The 19,678-nt window shown below is 46.4% G+C and carries 11 protein-coding genes; 9 read left to right on the forward strand and 2 right to left on the reverse strand.

Annotated elements, in window-relative coordinates; genetic code table 11:
* Positions 1-114 precede the first annotated feature (114 nt).
* The 6 genes from QUW60_RS12225 (at position 115) to QUW60_RS12250 (ending at position 11,906) form a co-directional block, all read left to right on the forward strand.
* Positions 115-1,050, forward strand: coding sequence for a FecR family protein (locus QUW60_RS12225; protein ID WP_289560828.1), 936 nt, complete (start codon positions 115-117; stop codon positions 1,048-1,050).
* A 121-nt stretch (positions 1,051-1,171) separates the two neighbouring features.
* The gene (locus QUW60_RS15160; RefSeq protein ID WP_289560830.1) at positions 1,172-1,543 is read left to right on the forward strand and encodes an STN domain-containing protein; all 372 of its coding nucleotides are present in this window, start codon (positions 1,172-1,174) and stop codon (positions 1,541-1,543) included.
* A 20-nt stretch (positions 1,544-1,563) separates the two neighbouring features.
* A complete protein-coding gene (locus tag QUW60_RS12235) occupies positions 1,564-4,671 on the forward strand; it encodes a SusC/RagA family TonB-linked outer membrane protein (protein WP_289560831.1) in 3,108 nt (1,035 codons plus the stop codon).
* A gap of 23 nt (positions 4,672-4,694) precedes the next feature.
* Positions 4,695-6,674, forward strand: coding sequence for a RagB/SusD family nutrient uptake outer membrane protein (locus QUW60_RS12240; protein ID WP_289560832.1), 1,980 nt, complete (start codon positions 4,695-4,697; stop codon positions 6,672-6,674).
* 404 nt (positions 6,675-7,078) lie between these two features.
* Positions 7,079-8,488, forward strand: coding sequence for an arylsulfatase (locus QUW60_RS12245; RefSeq protein ID WP_289560840.1), 1,410 nt, complete (start codon positions 7,079-7,081; stop codon positions 8,486-8,488).
* Between the two features lie 82 nt (positions 8,489-8,570).
* Positions 8,571-11,906 carry a glycoside hydrolase family 2 TIM barrel-domain containing protein gene (locus QUW60_RS12250; protein WP_289560833.1) on the forward strand — a complete coding sequence of 1,112 codons (3,336 nt, stop codon included), beginning with the start codon at positions 8,571-8,573 and terminating at the stop codon, positions 11,904-11,906.
* A gap of 86 nt (positions 11,907-11,992) precedes the next feature.
* On the opposite strand, the gene rnr is transcribed toward QUW60_RS12250, so the two are convergent.
* On the reverse strand, positions 11,993-14,140 hold the full coding sequence (gene rnr / locus QUW60_RS12255; RefSeq protein WP_289560834.1) for a ribonuclease R: 2,148 nt from the start codon (positions 14,138-14,140) through the stop codon (positions 11,993-11,995).
* Positions 14,141-14,267: 127 nt separating this feature from the next.
* Here rnr and QUW60_RS12260 point away from each other — a divergent pair, with 127 nt between their 5' ends.
* From QUW60_RS12260 to QUW60_RS12270, 3 genes are read left to right on the forward strand one after another with little or no spacing between them, the layout of a single operon-like run.
* Positions 14,268-15,182 (forward strand): cation diffusion facilitator family transporter, encoded by a 915-nt coding sequence (locus QUW60_RS12260; RefSeq protein ID WP_258338955.1) that lies wholly within the window; start codon positions 14,268-14,270, stop codon positions 15,180-15,182.
* Positions 15,175-16,185: an NAD-dependent epimerase/dehydratase family protein gene (locus QUW60_RS12265; RefSeq protein WP_289560835.1), complete on the forward strand. Its 1,011-nt coding sequence runs from the start codon at positions 15,175-15,177 to the stop codon at positions 16,183-16,185. Before QUW60_RS12260 ends, QUW60_RS12265 begins: the two co-directional genes overlap by 8 nt.
* Positions 16,176-17,153, forward strand: coding sequence for a phosphatase PAP2 family protein (locus tag QUW60_RS12270; protein WP_289560836.1), 978 nt, complete (start codon positions 16,176-16,178; stop codon positions 17,151-17,153). Before QUW60_RS12265 ends, QUW60_RS12270 begins: the two co-directional genes overlap by 10 nt.
* 84 nt (positions 17,154-17,237) lie before the next feature.
* On the opposite strand, the gene QUW60_RS12275 is transcribed toward QUW60_RS12270, so the two are convergent.
* Positions 17,238-19,640 (reverse strand): polysaccharide lyase family 8 super-sandwich domain-containing protein, encoded by a 2,403-nt coding sequence (locus QUW60_RS12275; protein WP_289560837.1) that lies wholly within the window; start codon positions 19,638-19,640, stop codon positions 17,238-17,240.
* Between the last annotated feature and the right edge of the window lie 38 nt (positions 19,641-19,678).

Consider the following 19,678-nt stretch of genomic DNA (forward strand, 5'->3'; position numbering starts at 1 on the left):
CACTGGGGGGATTTGTTCGGAAAGGTGTATTTATTTATGTAGTTTTCAAGAAGCGGTTGCCGGGAGCATTCCGGCTCTGTAATGTTATGTAATTATGATCTGCTGAAAATGACGATGGACAGACAAAGAGAACTTATAAGAAAGATACTTGCTGGTAAAGCGAGCAAGGAAGATATGGAGGAAATGGCTGATTTTCCATTGATGATGCGTTGCATGAAGAAGCAATGGAATGCGGGGAGTTCTGTGTCACCGGACGCGGAGATGGAAGAAAGAATCTGGAAAAAGATAGAAACAGAATGCTTATGCGGCAGAAACAGACATCGTGTTCTGAGATGGAACTGGTGGGTGGCTGCAGCCTGCATCGTCGCGATGGTGGCGGTGGGATGGTGGTATGGAAACAGTCATTGGGAAATATCCTCACAGCGTATTGAGTCAGTGGCTGTTTCAGACCGGATGTTGGTTTTGCCTGACAGTTCGGAAGTATGGCTGAAGGCTGGAAGCAGGTTGTCCTATAATGAAGATTTTTCGGATGACCGGTGTGTCTGGCTTGAAGGAGAGGCTGTATTTGATGTGAGGAAACAGGAAGAGAACAATACGTTCAAAGTTTTTCTGGGCAATGATCTTATAGAGGTGAAAGGAACGGCATTTCGGGTGGTGAATCTGGAAAGATCTCACCTTGAGATAGATCTTTTTCATGGAAAAATAGACTTTAACATAGGTGCTTCGGGCAGAAAAGTGCCGATGAAACCTTATCAAAGTCTTTGCTATATGCCTGATGGCGAGAATGTGATACTTGCAGAGATGGAGCCGATAGACTGGGTTGACGGACATTTTTGTTTTAAGAACATGAAAACTGACGTGCTGTTGAGGGCTGTAGAACGGATTTACCGTCAGCGTATCGTTCTGAGGGATGCGGTAGGAGAAGGTGAATACTTCAATGGCCGTATCCGCATTGATGAAACACTGTCTGAAGCGCTGGACAAAATCTGCTTCAGTCTTGGTGCGCATTACCGGAGGATGGATGACGGGAGCTATTTGCTTTACAGATAGTTGCAGAGTGATAAGCGATATGCCGGAAACCAAATAATTAATAATATATAAGAATTGATGTTTTTATTATGAATCATCCTGAGTTAATCAAAGTAAAGTCTAACAACAAACAAAGAAAAGCATGAAGAATCTTTCTGATTATCTGAAAGCATCTCTCTGTACAACCGCTTTTTCCACAGCGCTTCTCGCACCGATAGGTGCGCAGACCAATGATAACTCTGTTGTTGTCAGAGGTACAGGCATGTCTGTGGCAGAAGCTATCGAACAGATTGAGAAAAGTACAGACTACACTTTTTTCTACAAAGAAAGTGATCTTAGTTCTATTTCTTCGAATGATATTGACCTTAACGGCAATATCTATGAAGTGTTGGCGGCCATGTTTGATGGAAATGGCATCGATTATGTAGTAAAAGGCAATGAAATCATTTTGAGGCGAACTCCAGAGGAGAAGTCAAATGCTTCTATCAGCAGGCGGGCGAACAAATCACCGTAAACGGTGTAGTGACCGACAATATGGGTCCTGTGATAGGTGCAACAGTGGCTGTAAAGGATAATGCATCCCTTGGAACGATAACTGACCTTGACGGGAGGTTCAGTCTTTCTGTGCCGAAAGGATCGACATTGGTCATTTCTTTCATAGGCTTTACAACACAGGAAGTGAAAGTGACGGGCACTTCTGTCCGGGTGAAGTTGGTTGAGGACAGCAAGACGCTGGATGAAGTGGTAGTGGTAGGTTTCGGAACGCAGAAAAAAGCTAACTTGACCGGTTCGCTTACTACAGTTGATATGGAAGAATTGACAGCCAACCGTCCGTTGTCTACGGTGTCTGATGCTTTGCAGGGAGCAGTTCCTGGTCTGGTCGTAAGTTCAGGAGGCAATGCAGCCGGTACAAGCAAGTCCTTTCAGTTGCGTGGGGCTTATTCTATCGGTATCCAGAATTCAGATGGGTCGTATGGCAATACGGTAGCTCCTTTGGTGTTGATTGACAATGTGGAGGGAAGCATGGACTTTCTTAATCCTGAAGACATTGAAACTATAACCGTATTGAAGGACGCCGCTTCTACTGCCATTTATGGTGCGCGTGCAGCCGGTGGTGTCATTCTGATTACTACCAAACGTCCTAAAGGAGAAACGAAATTCACACTGAACTACAATAACAATTTTGCTTTCGGAAAGGCGATGAACTTGCCCAGGCAGGCTCCGTTGATGGACTATCTGAATGCTTATCAGGATGCCGGGTTTGGTGATGCCTATTGGGCCTTCGGTTCGCCAAGCGTGAGTCTGTGGAAAGAATATCTGACTCAGTATCGCCAGGATCCTTCCGCTTTCAATATTCAGGGGGACGGTATGTACCGTGATGATGCCGGAAACATTTACTACTTGCATGAGCACGATTTGTATAAGGCATTTATGGAAACCAGTTTCCAGCAAACCCATAATGTTTCCGCTTCGGGAGGTACGGACAAATTGCGTTACCGTTTGTCGGGAAGTTATCTGAGCAGTGACGGTGTGCTGAAGACGGACAAGGACTCATATACGCGTTTGAATTTCAGTTCATTCATTTCGGCCGATGTGACGAAATGGTTTACGCAGGAGGCTACTGTAAGTTACAATAAAAACAAGACTTCCTCACCGCAGGGAAATCTCTATAACACGGGACTTATTTCATATCATCCGGAAGGAGATATGCCTGCTGAACTGAGCGGTTTTGAAACGGATGTGCCTTTTAATACTCCGCTGAACATGTTGCTTAACTCCAATGCGACCAAACGTAGTTATGATAACCCGCGTATTTTCTTGAAATCTATCTTGAAGCCGTTCAAGGGTTTTGAAGCAGTCTTTGAATATACTTTCGACAAGAGGGCTTATAATTACTATTATTATACGGGCAAATGGCAGATGACCGACATACAGGGGGCTGACAAGTATAACGTCACTAACGATTATTTGCAGGAAGAGAAAATGTATCGTGACTACAATGCTTTCAACATCTATGGCACGTACAGTTTTGATATTGCCAAGGATCACCACTTCAAGCTGATGGCGGGCTTTAATCAGGAATTTATCCATCAGGAAAATTTGTATGCCATTTCTTATGACCAGACAGTCATTGAAGTTCCGGCTTTGGGATCAGGTACGGGCACGCTGCAGGCCACTGACGGTTATGATGAAACTGCTGTGCGTGGAGGCTTCTTCCGGGTGAACTATAATTATATGGACAAATACTTGCTGGAAGTGAACGGTCGTTATGATGGCTCATCCAAATTTCCGAAGACCAATCGTTTTGGCTTTTTCCCTTCGGTGTCTGCCGGTTGGAATGTAGCGCAGGAAAAGTTCATGGAAGGAACTCGTCATTGGCTTGATATGTTCAAGATTCGTGGGTCTTATGGTGTGATCGGCAATCAGAATGTTGCTAATTATTCGTTTTATCCGACGATGAGCGTAAGCAATACGTATAATGGATGGGTTGTCAACGGAGATCGTGTGACGGCTATCACCGGCCTGCCAGCTCTGGTAAGTAATAGTTTCACATGGGAAAAGGTTGCGACAGGCGATATAGGATTTGACCTGAATCTGTTTAATAACCGTTTCACCGCCACTTTCGACTGGTATCAGAAGAATACTACGGGCATGCTTGCTCCGGGTATGCAGCTTCCGGCGGTGGTCGGTGCTTCGGCTCCGATGCAGAATACGGCTGACATGCGTACGCGTGGTTGGGAACTGGCCATGAATTGGCGTGACCGTATTGGCGACTGGGGATATCGTATCGGATTTAATCTGTCCGACAGCAAGTCGGTCATTACAAAATATGACGACAATGCAGCTACCAAATTGCTGAGCGACTATTATCCGGGCATGGAGCTGGGAGAAATCTGGGGATATGAAGTGGAAGGTTTCTATACCGTTGATGATTTTGATGATCCGGCTGCGGGAACTCTGAAAGAGGGGATTACGTCCGTAGAAGGTGTGACTGTAAAGCCCGGTGATCTGAAGCTGCGTAATCTGCGGGACGATGAAGGCAGCACGAACATGATTGATACGGGTGAAAATACGCTTGATAACCCGGGTGACCGTAAGCGTATCGGAAACAACTTGCCTCGTTACCTTTATGGCATTACGCTGGGTGCCAATTATAAAGGATTTGATTTGAACATAGTGATGCAGGGCACCGGCAAACGTGACTACTGGATTGCCAACAGCCTGACATTCCCTATGTATATCTATTCTGCCAACGATATGAAGTATCAGCCGCTATACGAGGGTTTGAGCGACTATTGGAAACCGGTGGATCTGGCCGGAGGTGACTATACGGCCGCCAATCCTGATGCCAAGTTTCCGCGTATTTATGGCGGTTATGAGAACAGCGGATACAATTACGGCCGCTATACGGACCGTTATCTGTCTGATGCTTCTTATTTCCGCATCAAGAATATTACATTGTCATATACCGTACCTCGTCAATGGATTTCCAAACTGGCGTTGGAACAGTTGCGTGCTTTCATTAGTATAGAGAATGTGGCAACCTTCGATCACCTGCCGTCGGGCATCGATCCGGAAACGTTGGGCTGGAGCTATCCTGCTTTCCGTACCGTTTCATTCGGAATAAACTTTACCTTATAATGAAAAACTAATTCGGAACAAACATGAGAAAAAATATTTGTTATTCCATCATATTATCGCTTGGCTTGAGTCTGACTGCATGTAACGACGGCTTTTTGGACAGAGCACCGATAACCAGTCTGACTGAAGAGAATGCTTTTCAGTCGTATGAGAACTTCCAGGCATTTGCCTGGCCGCTCTATGAAATGTTCAACAACACCATGTTTGGTACAGCCATTAATGGTACGGGGCAAGGTTCTTGTTATAGTGCGGATATGAATGCAGGTTGGATGTACAGCCGTGGTATGCACCTGAACGGTAACAATTATGCTTTTGGCCGTATAACCAGTGTGGCTTCCGGTAACGGCTGGAATTTCAGCGGGGGACTGCGTCGTGCCAACATTTTGTTGTCACATGTTGACAGTTCTAACATGACTGACGAGGAAAAGAATCATTGGCGTGCTGTAGGTTATTTCTTCCATTCATTTTGGTATATGGAACTGATTGACCGCTTCGGTGACGTGCCTTGGGTTGAATCTCCGTTGAGTGACGAATCGGAAGAGCGGTTTGCCGCTCGTGAAGACCGTAAGACGGTAGCTGACCGCGTGTTGGAACGTTTGAAATGGGCTGAAAAAAACATCGGTAACTTTTCGGGCAAGGATGGCGAGAATGCCATTGATGAAGACTGTGTGCAGGCATTGATTTCACGCTTTACTCTGCGTGAGGCCACTTGGCGGAAATACCATGAGTTGGGCGACTATGAGTCTTATCTGGAAGAATGCGTGCGCGTTTCTGAACTGTTGATGAAGAAGTACCCTACTTTGTATAATGGTACGGAGTCCTCCCCAGGTACAGGTTATAATGAAATATGGACTACAGAAGACTTGCAAGGTGTGCCGGGCGTGATACTTTTCTATCAGTTTGCCGATGCTCCGCAGAAATATCACAATTTCAGTGCATTGGAGCATATGGATTCCGGTAATGCTGAAATGACTCAAGATATGGTAGACTTGTATCTCTGTACAGACGGAAAGCCTATTGCTACTTCTGGAGCGTATGAAGGAGACAAGACACCTTACAGCACCTTCCGTAACCGGGATCCGCGTCTGTATTATGTGGTGATGCCGCCTTATAAAGTGACTGCAAAAACGCCCACGGAAGAAGATCCGCGTACATGGGAATATACTGGAAATGCTGAAGACCGATATTATATCGATTTGCTGGGAGCGAACGAATCATGCAGTAATCCGGGTGTGGGAATGAAGCGTCTGCCTGCGCAGAACTGGACGGCACAGCTTGTGCCTGCCGTACCTAATCTGCTGGATGGTGTAGGTGCAACCGGTTTTGTGCGTGGATATTCCGGTTATTATGTATGGAAAGGATGGAGCAACTGGGAAACCAACATGAATGGTGGAGTGATGCAGAATACGTCCGACAAACCTATCTTCAAGATTGAGGAAGTGTTGCTGAATTATGCGGAAGCGATGTGGGAACTTGGACAGTTTAACCAGGATGTGGCTGACAAGACTATTAATCTGTTGCGCGACCGTGTAGGAGTAGTCCGCATGAATGTTGGTGAAATAAATGAGAGTTTTGATCCTAACCGTGGGCGGTGGTATCCGAAACAACTTCCTGACCGTTGTCCGGTGGCGCAAGGTACACTGCTTGATCCGGTGTTGTGGGAAATTCGTCGCGAACGTATTGTGGAGCTGATGGGCGAAGGTTTCGGATTCTATGACATTCGCCGTTGGCGGATGGCTCCATGGTTCCTGAACCGTCAGCACAGAGGTTTTTATGCTCAGAAAAATATGATCAATTCCAACAGTGCCAACCAATTCTTCTTAAACGAGGAGACCGGACAGCCTGTGGGAATGACAGGGGATATGGATGAAGGCTATATCTATCTGGAGGCGGATCCTATCGCTTCCGGTCAGGGATGGCAAGAACGCTATTATCTCTATCAGGTTCCGACAACAGAAATACTGCTGAATCCGAATCTGACCCAGAATCCTGGATGGGATTGACGGTATGACAGATCAATGTCAGTCCATTTGTCCGTAACGCAGGGATTAGCAGGAGGACGACTTGTATCTTTCAGGTAGTCGGCTTTTCGGATATGCAAACTCGCCACGGTGGGTATTATACAGTTTCTCGGAGTTTTGTTTCATTGAGAAGGCTGTAATTGCCGTGGCGAGTTTCTTAACGCTGTAAGGTCTGCGAAGTTTACATAGAAAGCCTGTCTTCCTTAGCGAAGACAGCGGGCGGACTTATCGGACGAACAGGCTTTTGGAATGTTTGCTCTGGAAGGTAGAGTGCCAAATTAATGCTTGAAATATTTGAAACGTAAATTTCATGCTTTATCTTTGTATTCCTATTATTACTTTAAAATCTTATAAGAAAAATGCAAAACAGAGTCTTTTATGCAGCAATGATGTTGGGAATGGGATGTGTGACTGGCATACAAGCGCAGCAGCGCCCCAATGTCGTGTTTATTCTTGCGGACGACTTGGGTTATGGTGATCTGAGTTGTTACGGGCAAGAGAAATTTGAAACTCCCAACATTGACCGTCTGGCACAGACGGGCATGAGGTTCACCCAATGTTATTCTGGAACAACGGTGAGTGCTCCTTCTCGTTCATGTTTGCTTACAGGCATGCACAGCGGACATACTTACATACGTGGCAATATCGAATTGGAACCGGAAGGTCAGTTCCCGCTGCCTTCCGAGACTTATACAATATTTGATGCGTTTAAGGAAGCCGGCTACAAGACTGCCGCTTTTGGTAAATGGGGGCTGGGATTCATCGGCAGTACGGGTGATCCAAAGAACCAGGGATGCGATACATTCTATGGTTATAATTGCCAGTTGCTTGCACACAGTTATTATCCCGATCATTTGTGGGACAACGATAAACGGGTGGAGCTGAAGGATAATACACTTGACGTGCAGTATGGAAAAGGCACTTACTCGCAAGATCTTATTCATGGCAAGGCTTTGGAATTCTTGGACAACATGAGTGCGGACGAGCCTTTCTTCATGTGGTATCCCACCATCATTCCGCATGCAGAACTGATTGTGCCTGAGGACAGCATTATTAAAAAGTTTCGTGGAAAATTCCCTGAACGTCCTTTCAAAGGATCCGAGCCTGGAAGTCCATCTTTCCGCAAGGGAGGGTACTGCTCACAATTCTGGCCACATGCCACGTTTGCAGCCATGGTAACCCGTCTTGACGTGTATGTAGGGCAGATTGTGGCGAAGCTCAAAGAAAAGGGATTGTATGACAACACGCTCATTGTCTTTGCCAGTGATAATGGCCCTCATCTTGAAGGGGGAGCTGATCCTGATTTCTTCAACAGCAACGGTATTTATCGCGGCTATAAGCGTGATCTCTATGAAGGTGGCATTCGTGTGCCTCTCATTATGTCATGGCCAGGCAAAATACAGTCTAACACGCAGACTGATTTCATGTGCTCTTTCTGGGACATGATGCCTACTTTCCGTGAAATAATCAGTCCGAAGTCCAAATCCGGAAATCAGGAAGACGGTGTAAGTCTGGTGCCTTTGATTACAGGCAAGAAGGGGCAGAAAGAGCATGAGTACCTCTATTTTGAATTTCAGGAGATGAATGGCCGTCAGGCTGTACGCAAAGGGGACTGGAAACTGGTGCATATGAATATTCGAGGCAAGCATCCTTATTATGAACTTTATAATCTGGCTTCTGATCCGTCTGAACGTCACAATGTCATTGAGGAGTATCCTGAAGTGACACAAGAACTGAAGAGGATTATGCAGGATGCTCATGTGGAAAGTCCTGATTTTCCTTTGCTTGAACCATAAAATTGGAAGCCTGACAACCATTAACTGAGATGTTGTTCTCTGTTCTTTTGGATTCATTTATCATTCAAATTATTTCTTTTTTATGAAAAAAAAACTGATTAACGGCATTCTGCTTTCTACTCTGTTAGTAGGGATGAGCGGAAGTGCTTATGCGGCGGAATCTTCCGACGATCGAAAACCTTATTGGCAGGATATACAAGTGGTGTCGGTCAATAAGGAGTATCCTCGTTCTATGTTTATGACTTATGACAAGCGTGAGGATGCTCTGAGCGGAAAATATGAGAGCAGTCCTTACTATCAGCTGCTGAACGGCACATGGAAATTTTATTTTGTGGACGGTTACAAACAGCTTCCGGACAATATTACCGATGTTGACATAGATATGTCTGGATGGCATGACATCAAAGTGCCTGGAAACTGGGAAGTGCAGGGATTCGGTACGGCTATCTATACTAACCACGGTTATGAATTCAAGCCTCGCAATCCGCAGCCGCCACAGCTGCCTGAAATGAATCCGGTCGGTGTCTATCGTCGTGATATCGAAATTCCGGCAGAATGGATGGACCGTGATATCTTTTTGAATATAGCCGGTGCCAAATCGGGTGTGTATGTGTATGTAAACGGTAAAGAAGTCGGCTACAACGAAGATTCCAAAACGGCGGCTGAATTTTTAATCAATCCTTATGTGAAGCCCGGAAAGAACGTGCTTACGCTTAAGATCTTCCGTTGGAGTACGGGTTCGTATCTGGAGTGTCAGGATATGTGGCGTATGAGCGGTATAGAGCGTGATGTATATATCTATTCGCAGCCTAAGGCTGCAGTGCGCGATTTTCGTCTTAAGTCTACGTTGGACGATACGTATACGAACGGCGTATTTGCTCTGGAGGCCGACCTGCGTAATCATGAAAAGGTGACAGCTAACCTTGCTTTTTCGTATGAATTGATTGACGGTCAGGGAGAAAGAGTTGCTTTCGGTGAAAAAGAGGTCAGTGTCCCGGCTGGAAAACAGGCTACTGTACGTTTTGACGAAGAGCTGCCTCGTGTACAGACCTGGACATCAGAAAGCCCCAATCTTTATCAGATGTTGATGACCGTGAAACAAGGCGGAAGAGTGACAGAAATCATTCCTCATCGTGTGGGGTTCCGACGCATTGAGATCAAAGATTCAGGACTGAAGTCGGAGAGTGGTCTTCCGTATATTCTCATGTATATCAACGGACAGCCTCTCAAACTGAAGGGCACGAACATCCATGAACACAATCCGGCGACCGGACACTACGTGCCGGAAGAGCTTATGCGCAAGGATTTTGAACTGATGAAGCAGAATAATATCAACGCTGTGCGTTTGGCTCATTATCCGCGCGGGCATCGTTTTTATGAACTGTGCGATGAGTATGGGCTTTATGTTTATGACGAAGCGAATATTGAAAGCCATGGCATGTATTATGATTTGCGTAAAGGCGGTACTTTAGGCAATAATCCTGAATGGCTGAAGCCCCACATGCACCGTACCATCAACATGTATGAATGCGACAAGAATTACACCTCGGTTGTCATTTGGTCTTTGGGCAATGAGGCGGGAAACGGATATAATTTTTATGAAACTTATTTATGGTTGAAGGAGGCTGACAAGGACTGGATGGCGCGTCCGGTGAATTATGAACGTGCACAATGGGAATGGAATTCGGATATGTATGTTCCTCAGTATCCTGGAGCCAAATGGCTTGAGGCCATTGGAAAGAAAGGCAGTGACCGTCCTGTTATACCTTCGGAGTATTCGCATACCATGGGAAATTCCAGCGGCAATTTTTGGGATCAGTGGAAAGCCATTTATAAGTATCCTAATCTGCAAGGCGGATTCATCTGGGAGTGGGTAGATCATGGCATTGACGCCGTGGATGCAAACGGTCGCCATTATTGGGCCTATGGAGGTGATTACGGAGTGAATACGCCAAGTGACGGCAACTTTGTATGTGACGGAATAATCAATGCAGACCGTACACCTCATCCGGGTATGGCAGAAGTGCTTTATGCGCATCAGAATGTAGGTGTAGAAGCGGTGGATTTGCAGAACGGAAGATTTCGTATACATAATCGTTTCTACTTTACCAATCTGAATAAATACCGGATATCTTATAAGGTAAAGGCCAACGGAAAAACATTGAAGAGCGGTAGACTGGCATTGAATATTGCTCCCCAACAGTCTGAGGAAGTGACAATACCTTTGGGCACCTTGAAACCTAAAGAAGGAACTGAATATTTTGTCAACTTTGAAGTTCATACCGTACAGTGTGAACCGGGTATACCCGCAGGACATCGCATTGCGCTGGAGCAGTTCCGTCTTCCTGTTGATCCGCTGCCGGTGAAGCTTGCTGTGAAAGGAAGCAAATTGTCTGTGCAGGATGAAGGGGATGAGCTGATTGCATCATCCGGCAAAGTGACGTTTGTTTTCAATAAGAAGACTGGAGTAGTTGCCTCTTACAAGGTGAATGGCCGTGAGTATTTCAAGGACGGTTTCGGCATGCAGCCTAATTTCTGGCGCGGGCCAACGGACAATGACTATGGCAACGGCGCACCTAAACGTGAGCAGGTATGGAAACAGTCAAGCAAGAACTTCAACGTGGTGGAATCTTCGATAGCAATGGACAATGATGATGCTGTGATAAAGGTTGATTATTTGCTGAAAGCAGGTAATTTGTATCGTATGATGTTCCGTGTTCATCCATCCGGAGCCGTGAAAGTAGATGCCGTGTTCACTTCTACCGACATGAATCCGGCCGAAACAGAAGTGTCAGAAGCTACGCGCATGGCTACTTTCACTCCAGGCAATGATGCCGCTCGTGCAGCCGCCAGCAAGCTTACCGTTCCGCGTATAGGCGTACGGTTCCGTTTGCCCGCCTCAATGGAGAATGTGACCTATTTCGGTCGCGGGCCTGAAGAAAACTATGTTGACCGGAACAATGGTACACTGGTAGGTGAATACAGTGCTACAGCCAGCGAACTTTATTTCCCTTATGCCCGTCCGCAGGAAAATGGCCATCATACCGATACTCGTTGGCTTTCGCTTGTCGGAAAAGGACAGAAACTGACCGTGCGTGCTGACAGTGTCATTGGCTTTAACGCTTTGCGCAATTCTGTGGAAGACTTTGACTCAGAGGAAATGCGGCAGCATCCTTACCAGTGGAGTAATTTATCACCGGCCGAGGTAGCTAATCATGATGAGGCTGCTGCAAAAGATGTTTTACGCCGTATGACGCATAAGAACGATATCGTTCCGCGTGATTTCGTCGAAGTCTGTATTGACATGAAACAGCAGGGAGTTGCCGGCTACAACAGCTGGGGGGCACGTCCCGAGCCAGGCTATAATTTGCCGGCTAATCGCGAATACCGGTGGGGATTCACTTTGATTCCTTGGTAAGATCTTTTCTGTATTAATGTAAAAGCAATGGCATGCATGAATGAACAGATCTCATTCGGCATGCCATTGCTTTGTATCTCCGGATATTATTCCGTCAGTGTGAAGTCAAGCTGTTTTTTTGCAAGGTTGGCTTTTGCCACTTTGATTCTTATCGGGTCTCCCAGACTGTATTTCTGATGATGACGGCGACCTATCAGACAATAGTTCTTTTCGTCAAACTCATAATAGTCATTGTCGAGGTCGCGGATAGGAATCATGCCTTCGCACTTGTTTTCATTGATTTCTACATAAAGCCCCCATTCGGTCACACCGGAGATGACGCCGTCATATACGTTCCCGATTCGTTCGCCCATGAATTCCACCTGTTTGTATTTGATGGAAGCCCGTTCGGCGCTGGCCGCTGTCTGTTCCATGGCAGAACTGTGTTCGCAGAGGCTTTCGTATTTCTCAGCCTGTGCACTTCGCCCGCCCGCCAAGTAACGGGTGAGCAGGCGGTGTACCATCAGGTCCGGATACCGGCGGATGGGAGATGTGAAATGCGTATAGAAGTCGAATCCCAGTCCGTAGTGTCCGATGTTATAGATTGAATAACGGGCTTTTTGCATGGTACGGATAGAAACTGTTTCGATCAGATTCTCTTCTTTTTTTCCTCTCACTTCGTTTAGCATCCTGTTGAGTGATTTCGATATGTCTGATTTGCTTCCGCTGGTGCGGATTTTATATCCGAAGCGAGCGATGAACTGGTTCAGATCATCAAGCTTGTCCGGATCCGGAAGGTCATGTATACGGTAAGGGAACACTTTCGGTTTTCTGTTCTTTGGAACCTTTCCGATGTGTTCGGCCACGGTACGGTTGGCAAGCAGCATAAATTCCTCAATCAGCTTGTTCGCTTCCTTTGATTCCTTGAAATAAACGCTGACCGGTTTGCCCGTTTCGTCGATTTCAAATCTCACTTCGGTGCGGTCAAAATCAATGGATCCGGCTGCCATGCGTTTTTGGCGCAGAATTTGGGCCAGCTTGTTCAGTTCAAGAATCTCGTCTTTATAGTCGCCTTGTCCTGTTTCTATGATTTGCTGTGCTTCCTCATAGGCGTAACGGCGGTTGGATTTGATGACTGTGTGCCGTATCCGGTAATTCTTTATTTCTGCATTTTCGTTCATGTTGAAGATTACTGAATAAGCCAGTTTCTCTTCATCGGGACGGAGCGAGCAGATGAAGTTGCACAGACGCTCGGGCAGCATGGGCACGGTGCGGTCTACCAGATAGACTGATGTGGCGCGTTTTACAGCTTCTTTATCGATGCTGCTGCCTTCTTTTACATAGTGTGACACGTCAGCTATATGTACACCCACTTCCCATAGTCCCGGCTGGAGTTGCCGGATGGAGAGCGCATCGTCAAAGTCTTTTGCGTCTTTCGGGTCAATCGTAAAAGTTACGACATTGCGGAAGTCTTCGCGCTCTGCATAATCTTCCGGAGTAATCTCTGCCGGAATTTTTTCTGCCGCGGCCTCTACAGCCTGCGGATACGAATAAGGCAGCCCGTATTCAGCGAGGATTGCGTGCATTTCTGTTGTGTTTTCCCCCGCCTTTCCCAGAATGTCAATTACCTGTCCGTACGGATTCTTTGCATCGTCGGGCCATTCCGTGATTTTTACAATTGCTTTGTCGCCGTTCTTTCCCCCTTTCAGCTTTTCTTTCGGTATGAAAATGTCGTTGGCAAGTGTACTCGATTCGGTCAGCAGGAACGCATAGCTTTTCGATACTTTCAGCGTACCGACAAAGTTCTCGTTGGCATGTTCCAGTATTTCGATGACCTGTCCTTCGGGAGTCCGTTTCTTTCTCTTTGCGCTTAACGCTACTTTTACCTTGTCGTTGTTCATCGCATGGGCTGAGTTTCGTTCGGCAATAAATATCGGTTCCCCTCCATCGTCGGGGATGAACGAATTCTTGCCGTTGCTTTTCCGCTGAAACGTTCCCGTAAGAATCTGTCCCTTGTCGTTGATCTTGAAACGTCCCTTTTCGGGTTCGACAAGGAAATTGTCTTCCAGCATCTCCTTGATAATGTCGGTACACAGCATTTTCAGCGGATGTGTAGTAAGCTTTAACCCCTGAAACAGTTGTTTGGCGCCTACCGTCGCTTCCGGTTTGTTGCGGAAATAGCCGATAATCAGTTCGGCCAGTTCTTTCTTTTTCATATGTTTTCCGCCTTTCTTTTCTTTTTTCTTTTTAGCCATGTTGCCTTTAGTTTAAGTGATATTACAAAGTAAGTAAAATTAATGGAATTAAAGGCCGATTCCTGTTATATTTTCTGTTAAGATGCTGAAAAACCATTATCTTTGCCAGACATTTTTATGCAATATTATGAGTGAAGTAGAAATATCTGTCCGTGAACGGGAAATCTATAAAGTTACGTTGGCGGGCAGTTTGGTCAATATTATCTTGGTCATATTCAAGTTTGCCGCGGGAGTCTTGGGCAGAAGCTCGGCGATGATTGCTGATGCCGTACATTCTTTATCCGATTTGGTTACAGATGTCATAGTCATTGTTTTTGTGCGCATTTCGAGCAAGCCGGAAGATAAGGGACACGATTATGGTCACGGCAAATACGAAACAATGGCCACTCTTCTTATAGGGGTAGCATTGTTGGTTGTCGGCATCGGGATCTGCTGGAACGGCATGGAAAAGATCATATGGTTTCTGCATGGCGGAAGCCTGGAGTCGCCCGGATGGATTGCCTTTGTAGCCGCTGTACTTTCTGTCTTGTCAAAAGAAGTTCTTTTTCATTATACCCGTATTGTGGGGAGGCGTTACAACAGTCCGGCTGTGGTGGCCAATGCGTGGCACCATCGGAGTGATGCTTTTTCCTCTATAGGTACCGCTGTCGGCATTGGAGGCGCTATATTGTTGGGCGAGAACTGGCGGGTGCTTGATCCGCTGGCGGCTGTCATTGTCAGTTTCTTCATCATTCAGGTAGCCGTCAAGCAATTGAAGGAATGTATTGACGAACTGCTTGAGCGGTCGCTTCCTGATGACATAGAACAGGATATTACCCGCATTGTTCTCTCTTTCGAGGGTGTTTCACAGCCTCATCATCTGCGTACCCGCCGTATCGGAAGTCATTATGCCATTGACATTCATGTGCGGATGGATGGCAATATCTCATTACGTGAAGCGCATGACAAAGCGACTGCGATTGAAATGAAACTGAAGGAGGCCTACGGAAAAGGTACATATATCAACATCCATGTAGAACCTAAAAAAGTAAGTAATGAGTAAAACGATATTGGTGACCGGAGCCAGCGGATTCATCGGCAGCTTTTTGGTAGAAGGAGCTTTGGAACGGAACATGCAGGTTTGGGCTGGAGTGCGCAAGACCAGCAGCCGGAAGTATTTGCAGGACAGCCGTATCCAGTTTGCCGAACTGGATTTTATGGATTCCGACAACTTGCAGGCTAAGCTCGCCGTTCATAAAAAGTCACACGGAGGATGGGACTGCATCATTCATTGTGCCGGAGTGACGAAGTGTCTTGACAAACGCGACTTTGAGATAGGCAACTACTGGGCCACGCGCAATTTTATCGAAACATTGCAGCGGTTGGATATGGTTCCTGAACGATTTGTCTATATCAGTTCGCTGAGTGTTTTCGGACCGGTGCATGAGCGCGATTATATGGAAATCTGTGACAGCGATGCTCCGTGTCCCGATACGGCCTACGGGAGAAGCAAACTTCGTACGGAAGAATATTTGCGTTCTCTTGCAGGTTTTCCTTATGTAATATTCCGTCCTACTGGGGTTTATGGTCCCAGGGAAACGGACTATTATCTTATGGCAGAATCGATCAAGAAGCATCTTGACTTTGCGGCGGGTTTCAGACGTCAGGATATTACCTTTGTTTATGTGAAAGATCTGGTGCAGGCTATTTATCTGGCCTTGGAGAAACAGGTGGTATGCCGTTCTTATTTTGTGAGTGACGGTGAGGTGTACAGCAGCCGTACTTTTTCTGACTTGATCTGGAATGAACTGGGCAGGCCGTGGATGCTGCGTTTTGTCTGTCCCATCGGATTGCTGAAAGTTATTTCGTTTATATCGGAGAATATAGGGAAGCTCATGCACAAGCCGACCACCTTGAACAATGACAAATATAGAATCATGAAGCAGCGTAACTGGCGGTGCGACATAACTCCTTTAAGAGAAGAACTGGGATATGTTCCGCAATATTCGTTAGCGGAAGGTGTAAAAGAAACGATTGCTTGGTATAAGGAAGAAGGATGGCTGTAGAGTTAAGACTGTTTGAGCGGATAGAAAGCGGCAAGTCCCTGTTTGCTGTTGAGCGTATTAGTCTGATGTACAATGCGCTGACTTCGGTTCTGATATTCATCCTGTATCCAGAGATGGATCATCCGGGAACGATGCTGCTTGAACGACTTGGCATTGTTCTTCTGACTTTTCTGCTGATTGGGCTGCATCAGTCGTTTCCTTGCCGGATGACAGCTTTCGTGCGGATGGTTGTGCAGATATCTTTGCTTGCCTACTGGTATCCCGATACATACGAGTTTAATCGTATCTTTTCGAACTTAGATCACGTTTTTGCTGCGGCCGAACAGGCTGTTTTCCATTGTCAGCCGGCAGTTGAGTTCAGCGAGCATTGTCCTTCAGAATGGTTCAGCGAACCTTTTAATATGGGATATTTTTTCTATTATCCCATGATGCTGATAGTTACCGTGTGGTATTTCGTGTTCCGGTTCAAGTGGTTCGAGAAGATTTGCTTTGTGCTGGTCGTTTCTTTTTTTATTTATTATCTGTTTTATATATTTGTGCCGGTAGCCGGTCCTCAGTTCTATTTCCCGGTCATCGGAATGGATAATGTAAGCTCCGGAATTTTTCCCCCTATCGGTGATTATTTCAACCATCATGCTTTTTTGCTTCCCGGTCCGGGCTACGAACACGGTTTTTTCTATAATCTGGTTGAGGCCTCCCAGCAGGTAGGAGAGCGTCCCACTGCGGCTTTTCCGAGTTCGCATGTTGCTATTTCCACCATTGTGATGATTATGGCATGGCGAGTCAGCCATAAGCTGGCTTATTGTCTGCTTCCGTTCTATCTGCTGTTGTGCTGTGCTACCGTGTATATTCAGGCGCATTACCTGATTGATTCCATCGTTGGTTTTGTGTCCTCGTTCTTTGTGTATGTGCTTGCAACGAAGATGTATAACCGTTGGTTTGCTTCACGGGCATTTGTAACAAAATAGAAAATCCCGTTCATCCGGTATTCTTTCGCAGATGAACGGGACTTATTTTCTCAAACGGCGTTCAATAGATATTTGAAGGAAATCCTAATCCTTGTCAATATAAACGGCAGGCTTCCCGCACCATTGTCCTTCGGGCATGTTGAGGGAATAGATCTTTCCGTTCCATGTCACGTCTATCTTCTTGCAGTTCTGGTCCATCAGTGCGTCGGTCACGGCGATTCTTGAGCCGGATGCTGTCTGTTCAATGAGGACGGTACACGGTGCCGAAACGGCCAATGTCATTCCGTTGCTCTTCAGGCTTGTCCGTTTGTCGTAGAATACGGCTCCGACGACCTTTCCGTCCGAAGATTTGACCGCTTGTATCAGGGTGTCGTTGCGGAGTACTTCAAACGGGTACTTCTTTTGAGGTGTTCCTTCGCCTGCATATACTACATAGCCGTATGTGTCATTGGCGGGACTCTGTCCGTGGTCTATCCACATGCGGAAGATGTCCACTTCCGAAGGCAGGTTCTTCTTCCCTTTGTTCGCTAGGTTTCGTTTCAGCCAGTCTGTTTTCTTTGTTTCGCAAACATAATGAGTTTTTCCGGCATATTCAGGAAATACAGAATAGGCAAATTTGCCGTTTTGCACAATCCACTTGATGCCGTTGCCTTTATATTCATATACTTGGCCTGTTTTTTCGGTCTGTTCGATTGTGGTGCGGATGTTTCCATCCATTTCGGGGTGCAGATTGGTTATGCCGGCTCCCAAGGCTATCATGTAATCTCCAAGCATGAAATACGACTTGTATGCCTTCACGCCGTAGAGCATTGCGTTTTTTCCCTGATTGTCCCCTCGGTCGTTCACTCCGTCCTTATCCGATGCGTTCATCTTCTCGAAGATATATCCCGCTACGGCATTCTCTTCTCCGAATGTGGATGCCGCCGCAAAATTATGTTTGCTGCAATAGCCTCTCCAGTTTGTTACGGGAACCAGTTTGTCCATTCCCTCACGTGCCGTTACTCCCGGAAAAGCGGTCACGTCGAATGCTCCCAAAGCCTTGCGGTATTCGTTTCCGCTCTTTTGGAACAGAGTTGCACCGTCGGTCGTGTAGAAATTGTAGGAGTCAGCGAATCCTGTTGCACTTTCCAGTCCGTCACATCGTACCGAAGCCATGTTGACAATGATGTGGTACCGGTCGTTCTTTTTGATGAGGTCATCGTTGTTGAAGAACCAGCGTGTGCCGTTGTACTCATCGTATGCTTTCATGTCAACCTTTTTGTTCATGCATTCTGCATACAGTTGTTTCATTTCCTGCAACTCTTCCGGTTTGAAAGAATCCGCCCAGTTCTCTATCAGCTGTTTCAGCATCACGTTATAGCGGATATTCGATGCGTCCGGTCGGTAGTCCATTGAACTGCGGTCCAGACAGGGCAGGCTATATCCTTTGTAGTAGTAATAGTTGGCGCCCCGGAAGTAGTTCATCAACGCTTCCACATTCTCTCTTGTCAGCTTTTTTTCCCACGGAGAACCTTTGAACATGCTCAGCATGTTGAGTGCATTCAGCGTTCCGTCGATGGGGTAGCCCCATATCAGGCATTGCATGCCATGTCCCCATCCTGCTCCGTCCGCAGTGAATCCTTCGCTCCAGAAAGATTCGTAGTTCGTGTTTTGCGAAGTCATGCTGATCGCTTTTTGGCAGACCTCCGCCAATAGGTCGATCATCGGGATGGACTGAAGCACGAATGCGGTGGAAAACAAGGGGCGGTATCCCACTGCATTTCCTCCCACCCACCATACATGATGGCGGAAGCGTTCCAATTGGACCACATTCTTGTCCGTTTCGTCGTTTCTGAAGGGTTGTGTCCAGGCTTGCAGGGAAAGCACTTTCAGCATGTCGCATACGGCAGAAAGCTGGGCATCCTTGGCGCGGCCCTGCTCCACGTCGTCCATCTGTTTCAACATGCAGAAATAGATGTTTGCGGCTGCTGTCGGAATAGCAAAGCAAGACGAATGAAAGCGATTCCATTTGTTCGGGCGTGCAACTTCCATGTCGCCGTAATGGAGAATCGCTTTCTGGCATTTGTCCCAGATGTCCGCATTGCGGTTGATGTCCAGTTTGCCGCACCTGAAGGCCTCCGATATGCTCAGCACACGCTCCAGCGCTTCAACGATGACTGCTCCGGAGTTGGCTTCGTTTCCGTCTTTCGATATTCCCACTTCCTTGTCGTTCAAGTCTGAAAAGGTGCCGTCTGCATTCAGCAGATTCAGGTTCTTTTCCCATACGTTCAGCAATCCTTTTGTTTTTCTGTAACCGTGTTCCGCCAGATAATTCCGGTAAGAAAGGACTGCCTTTCTTTTTTCCGGGTCCGTCACTTTCTTTGCTTCTTCCGTATACCGGTGATAATTGTCAAAGGCAATCTGCCGTTCCGTTGTCTGTGCAAATGCCACGTGTGAGAATGCTGTAATTCCTATCAGCAATCCCCACTTTTGTAAGTTGAGTTTCATAATTATTTAGATAAACTTTTTGAAAGCTAATCCATTCA

Origin of the sequence: Bacteroides gallinaceum (assembly GCF_030373775.1) — a bacterium.
GTDB lineage: Bacteria > Bacteroidota > Bacteroidia > Bacteroidales > Bacteroidaceae > Phocaeicola > Phocaeicola excrementipullorum.

Coding starts and splice junctions, on each gene's coding strand:
- rnr (WP_289560834.1), bottom strand. CDS start 14,140: ATGGCTAAAAAGAAAAAAGAAAAGAAAGGCGGAAAACATATGAAAAAG.
- QUW60_RS12225 (WP_289560828.1), top strand. CDS start 115: ATGGACAGACAAAGAGAACTTATAAGAAAGATACTTGCTGGTAAAGCG.
- QUW60_RS12270 (WP_289560836.1), top strand. CDS start 16,176: ATGGCTGTAGAGTTAAGACTGTTTGAGCGGATAGAAAGCGGCAAGTCC.
- QUW60_RS15160 (WP_289560830.1), top strand. CDS start 1,172: ATGAAGAATCTTTCTGATTATCTGAAAGCATCTCTCTGTACAACCGCT.
- QUW60_RS12260 (WP_258338955.1), top strand. CDS start 14,268: ATGAGTGAAGTAGAAATATCTGTCCGTGAACGGGAAATCTATAAAGTT.
- QUW60_RS12250 (WP_289560833.1), top strand. CDS start 8,571: ATGAAAAAAAAACTGATTAACGGCATTCTGCTTTCTACTCTGTTAGTA.
- QUW60_RS12235 (WP_289560831.1), top strand. CDS start 1,564: ATGGGTCCTGTGATAGGTGCAACAGTGGCTGTAAAGGATAATGCATCC.
- QUW60_RS12245 (WP_289560840.1), top strand. CDS start 7,079: ATGATGTTGGGAATGGGATGTGTGACTGGCATACAAGCGCAGCAGCGC.
- QUW60_RS12275 (WP_289560837.1), bottom strand. CDS start 19,640: ATGAAACTCAACTTACAAAAGTGGGGATTGCTGATAGGAATTACAGCA.
- QUW60_RS12265 (WP_289560835.1), top strand. CDS start 15,175: ATGAGTAAAACGATATTGGTGACCGGAGCCAGCGGATTCATCGGCAGC.
- QUW60_RS12240 (WP_289560832.1), top strand. CDS start 4,695: ATGAGAAAAAATATTTGTTATTCCATCATATTATCGCTTGGCTTGAGT.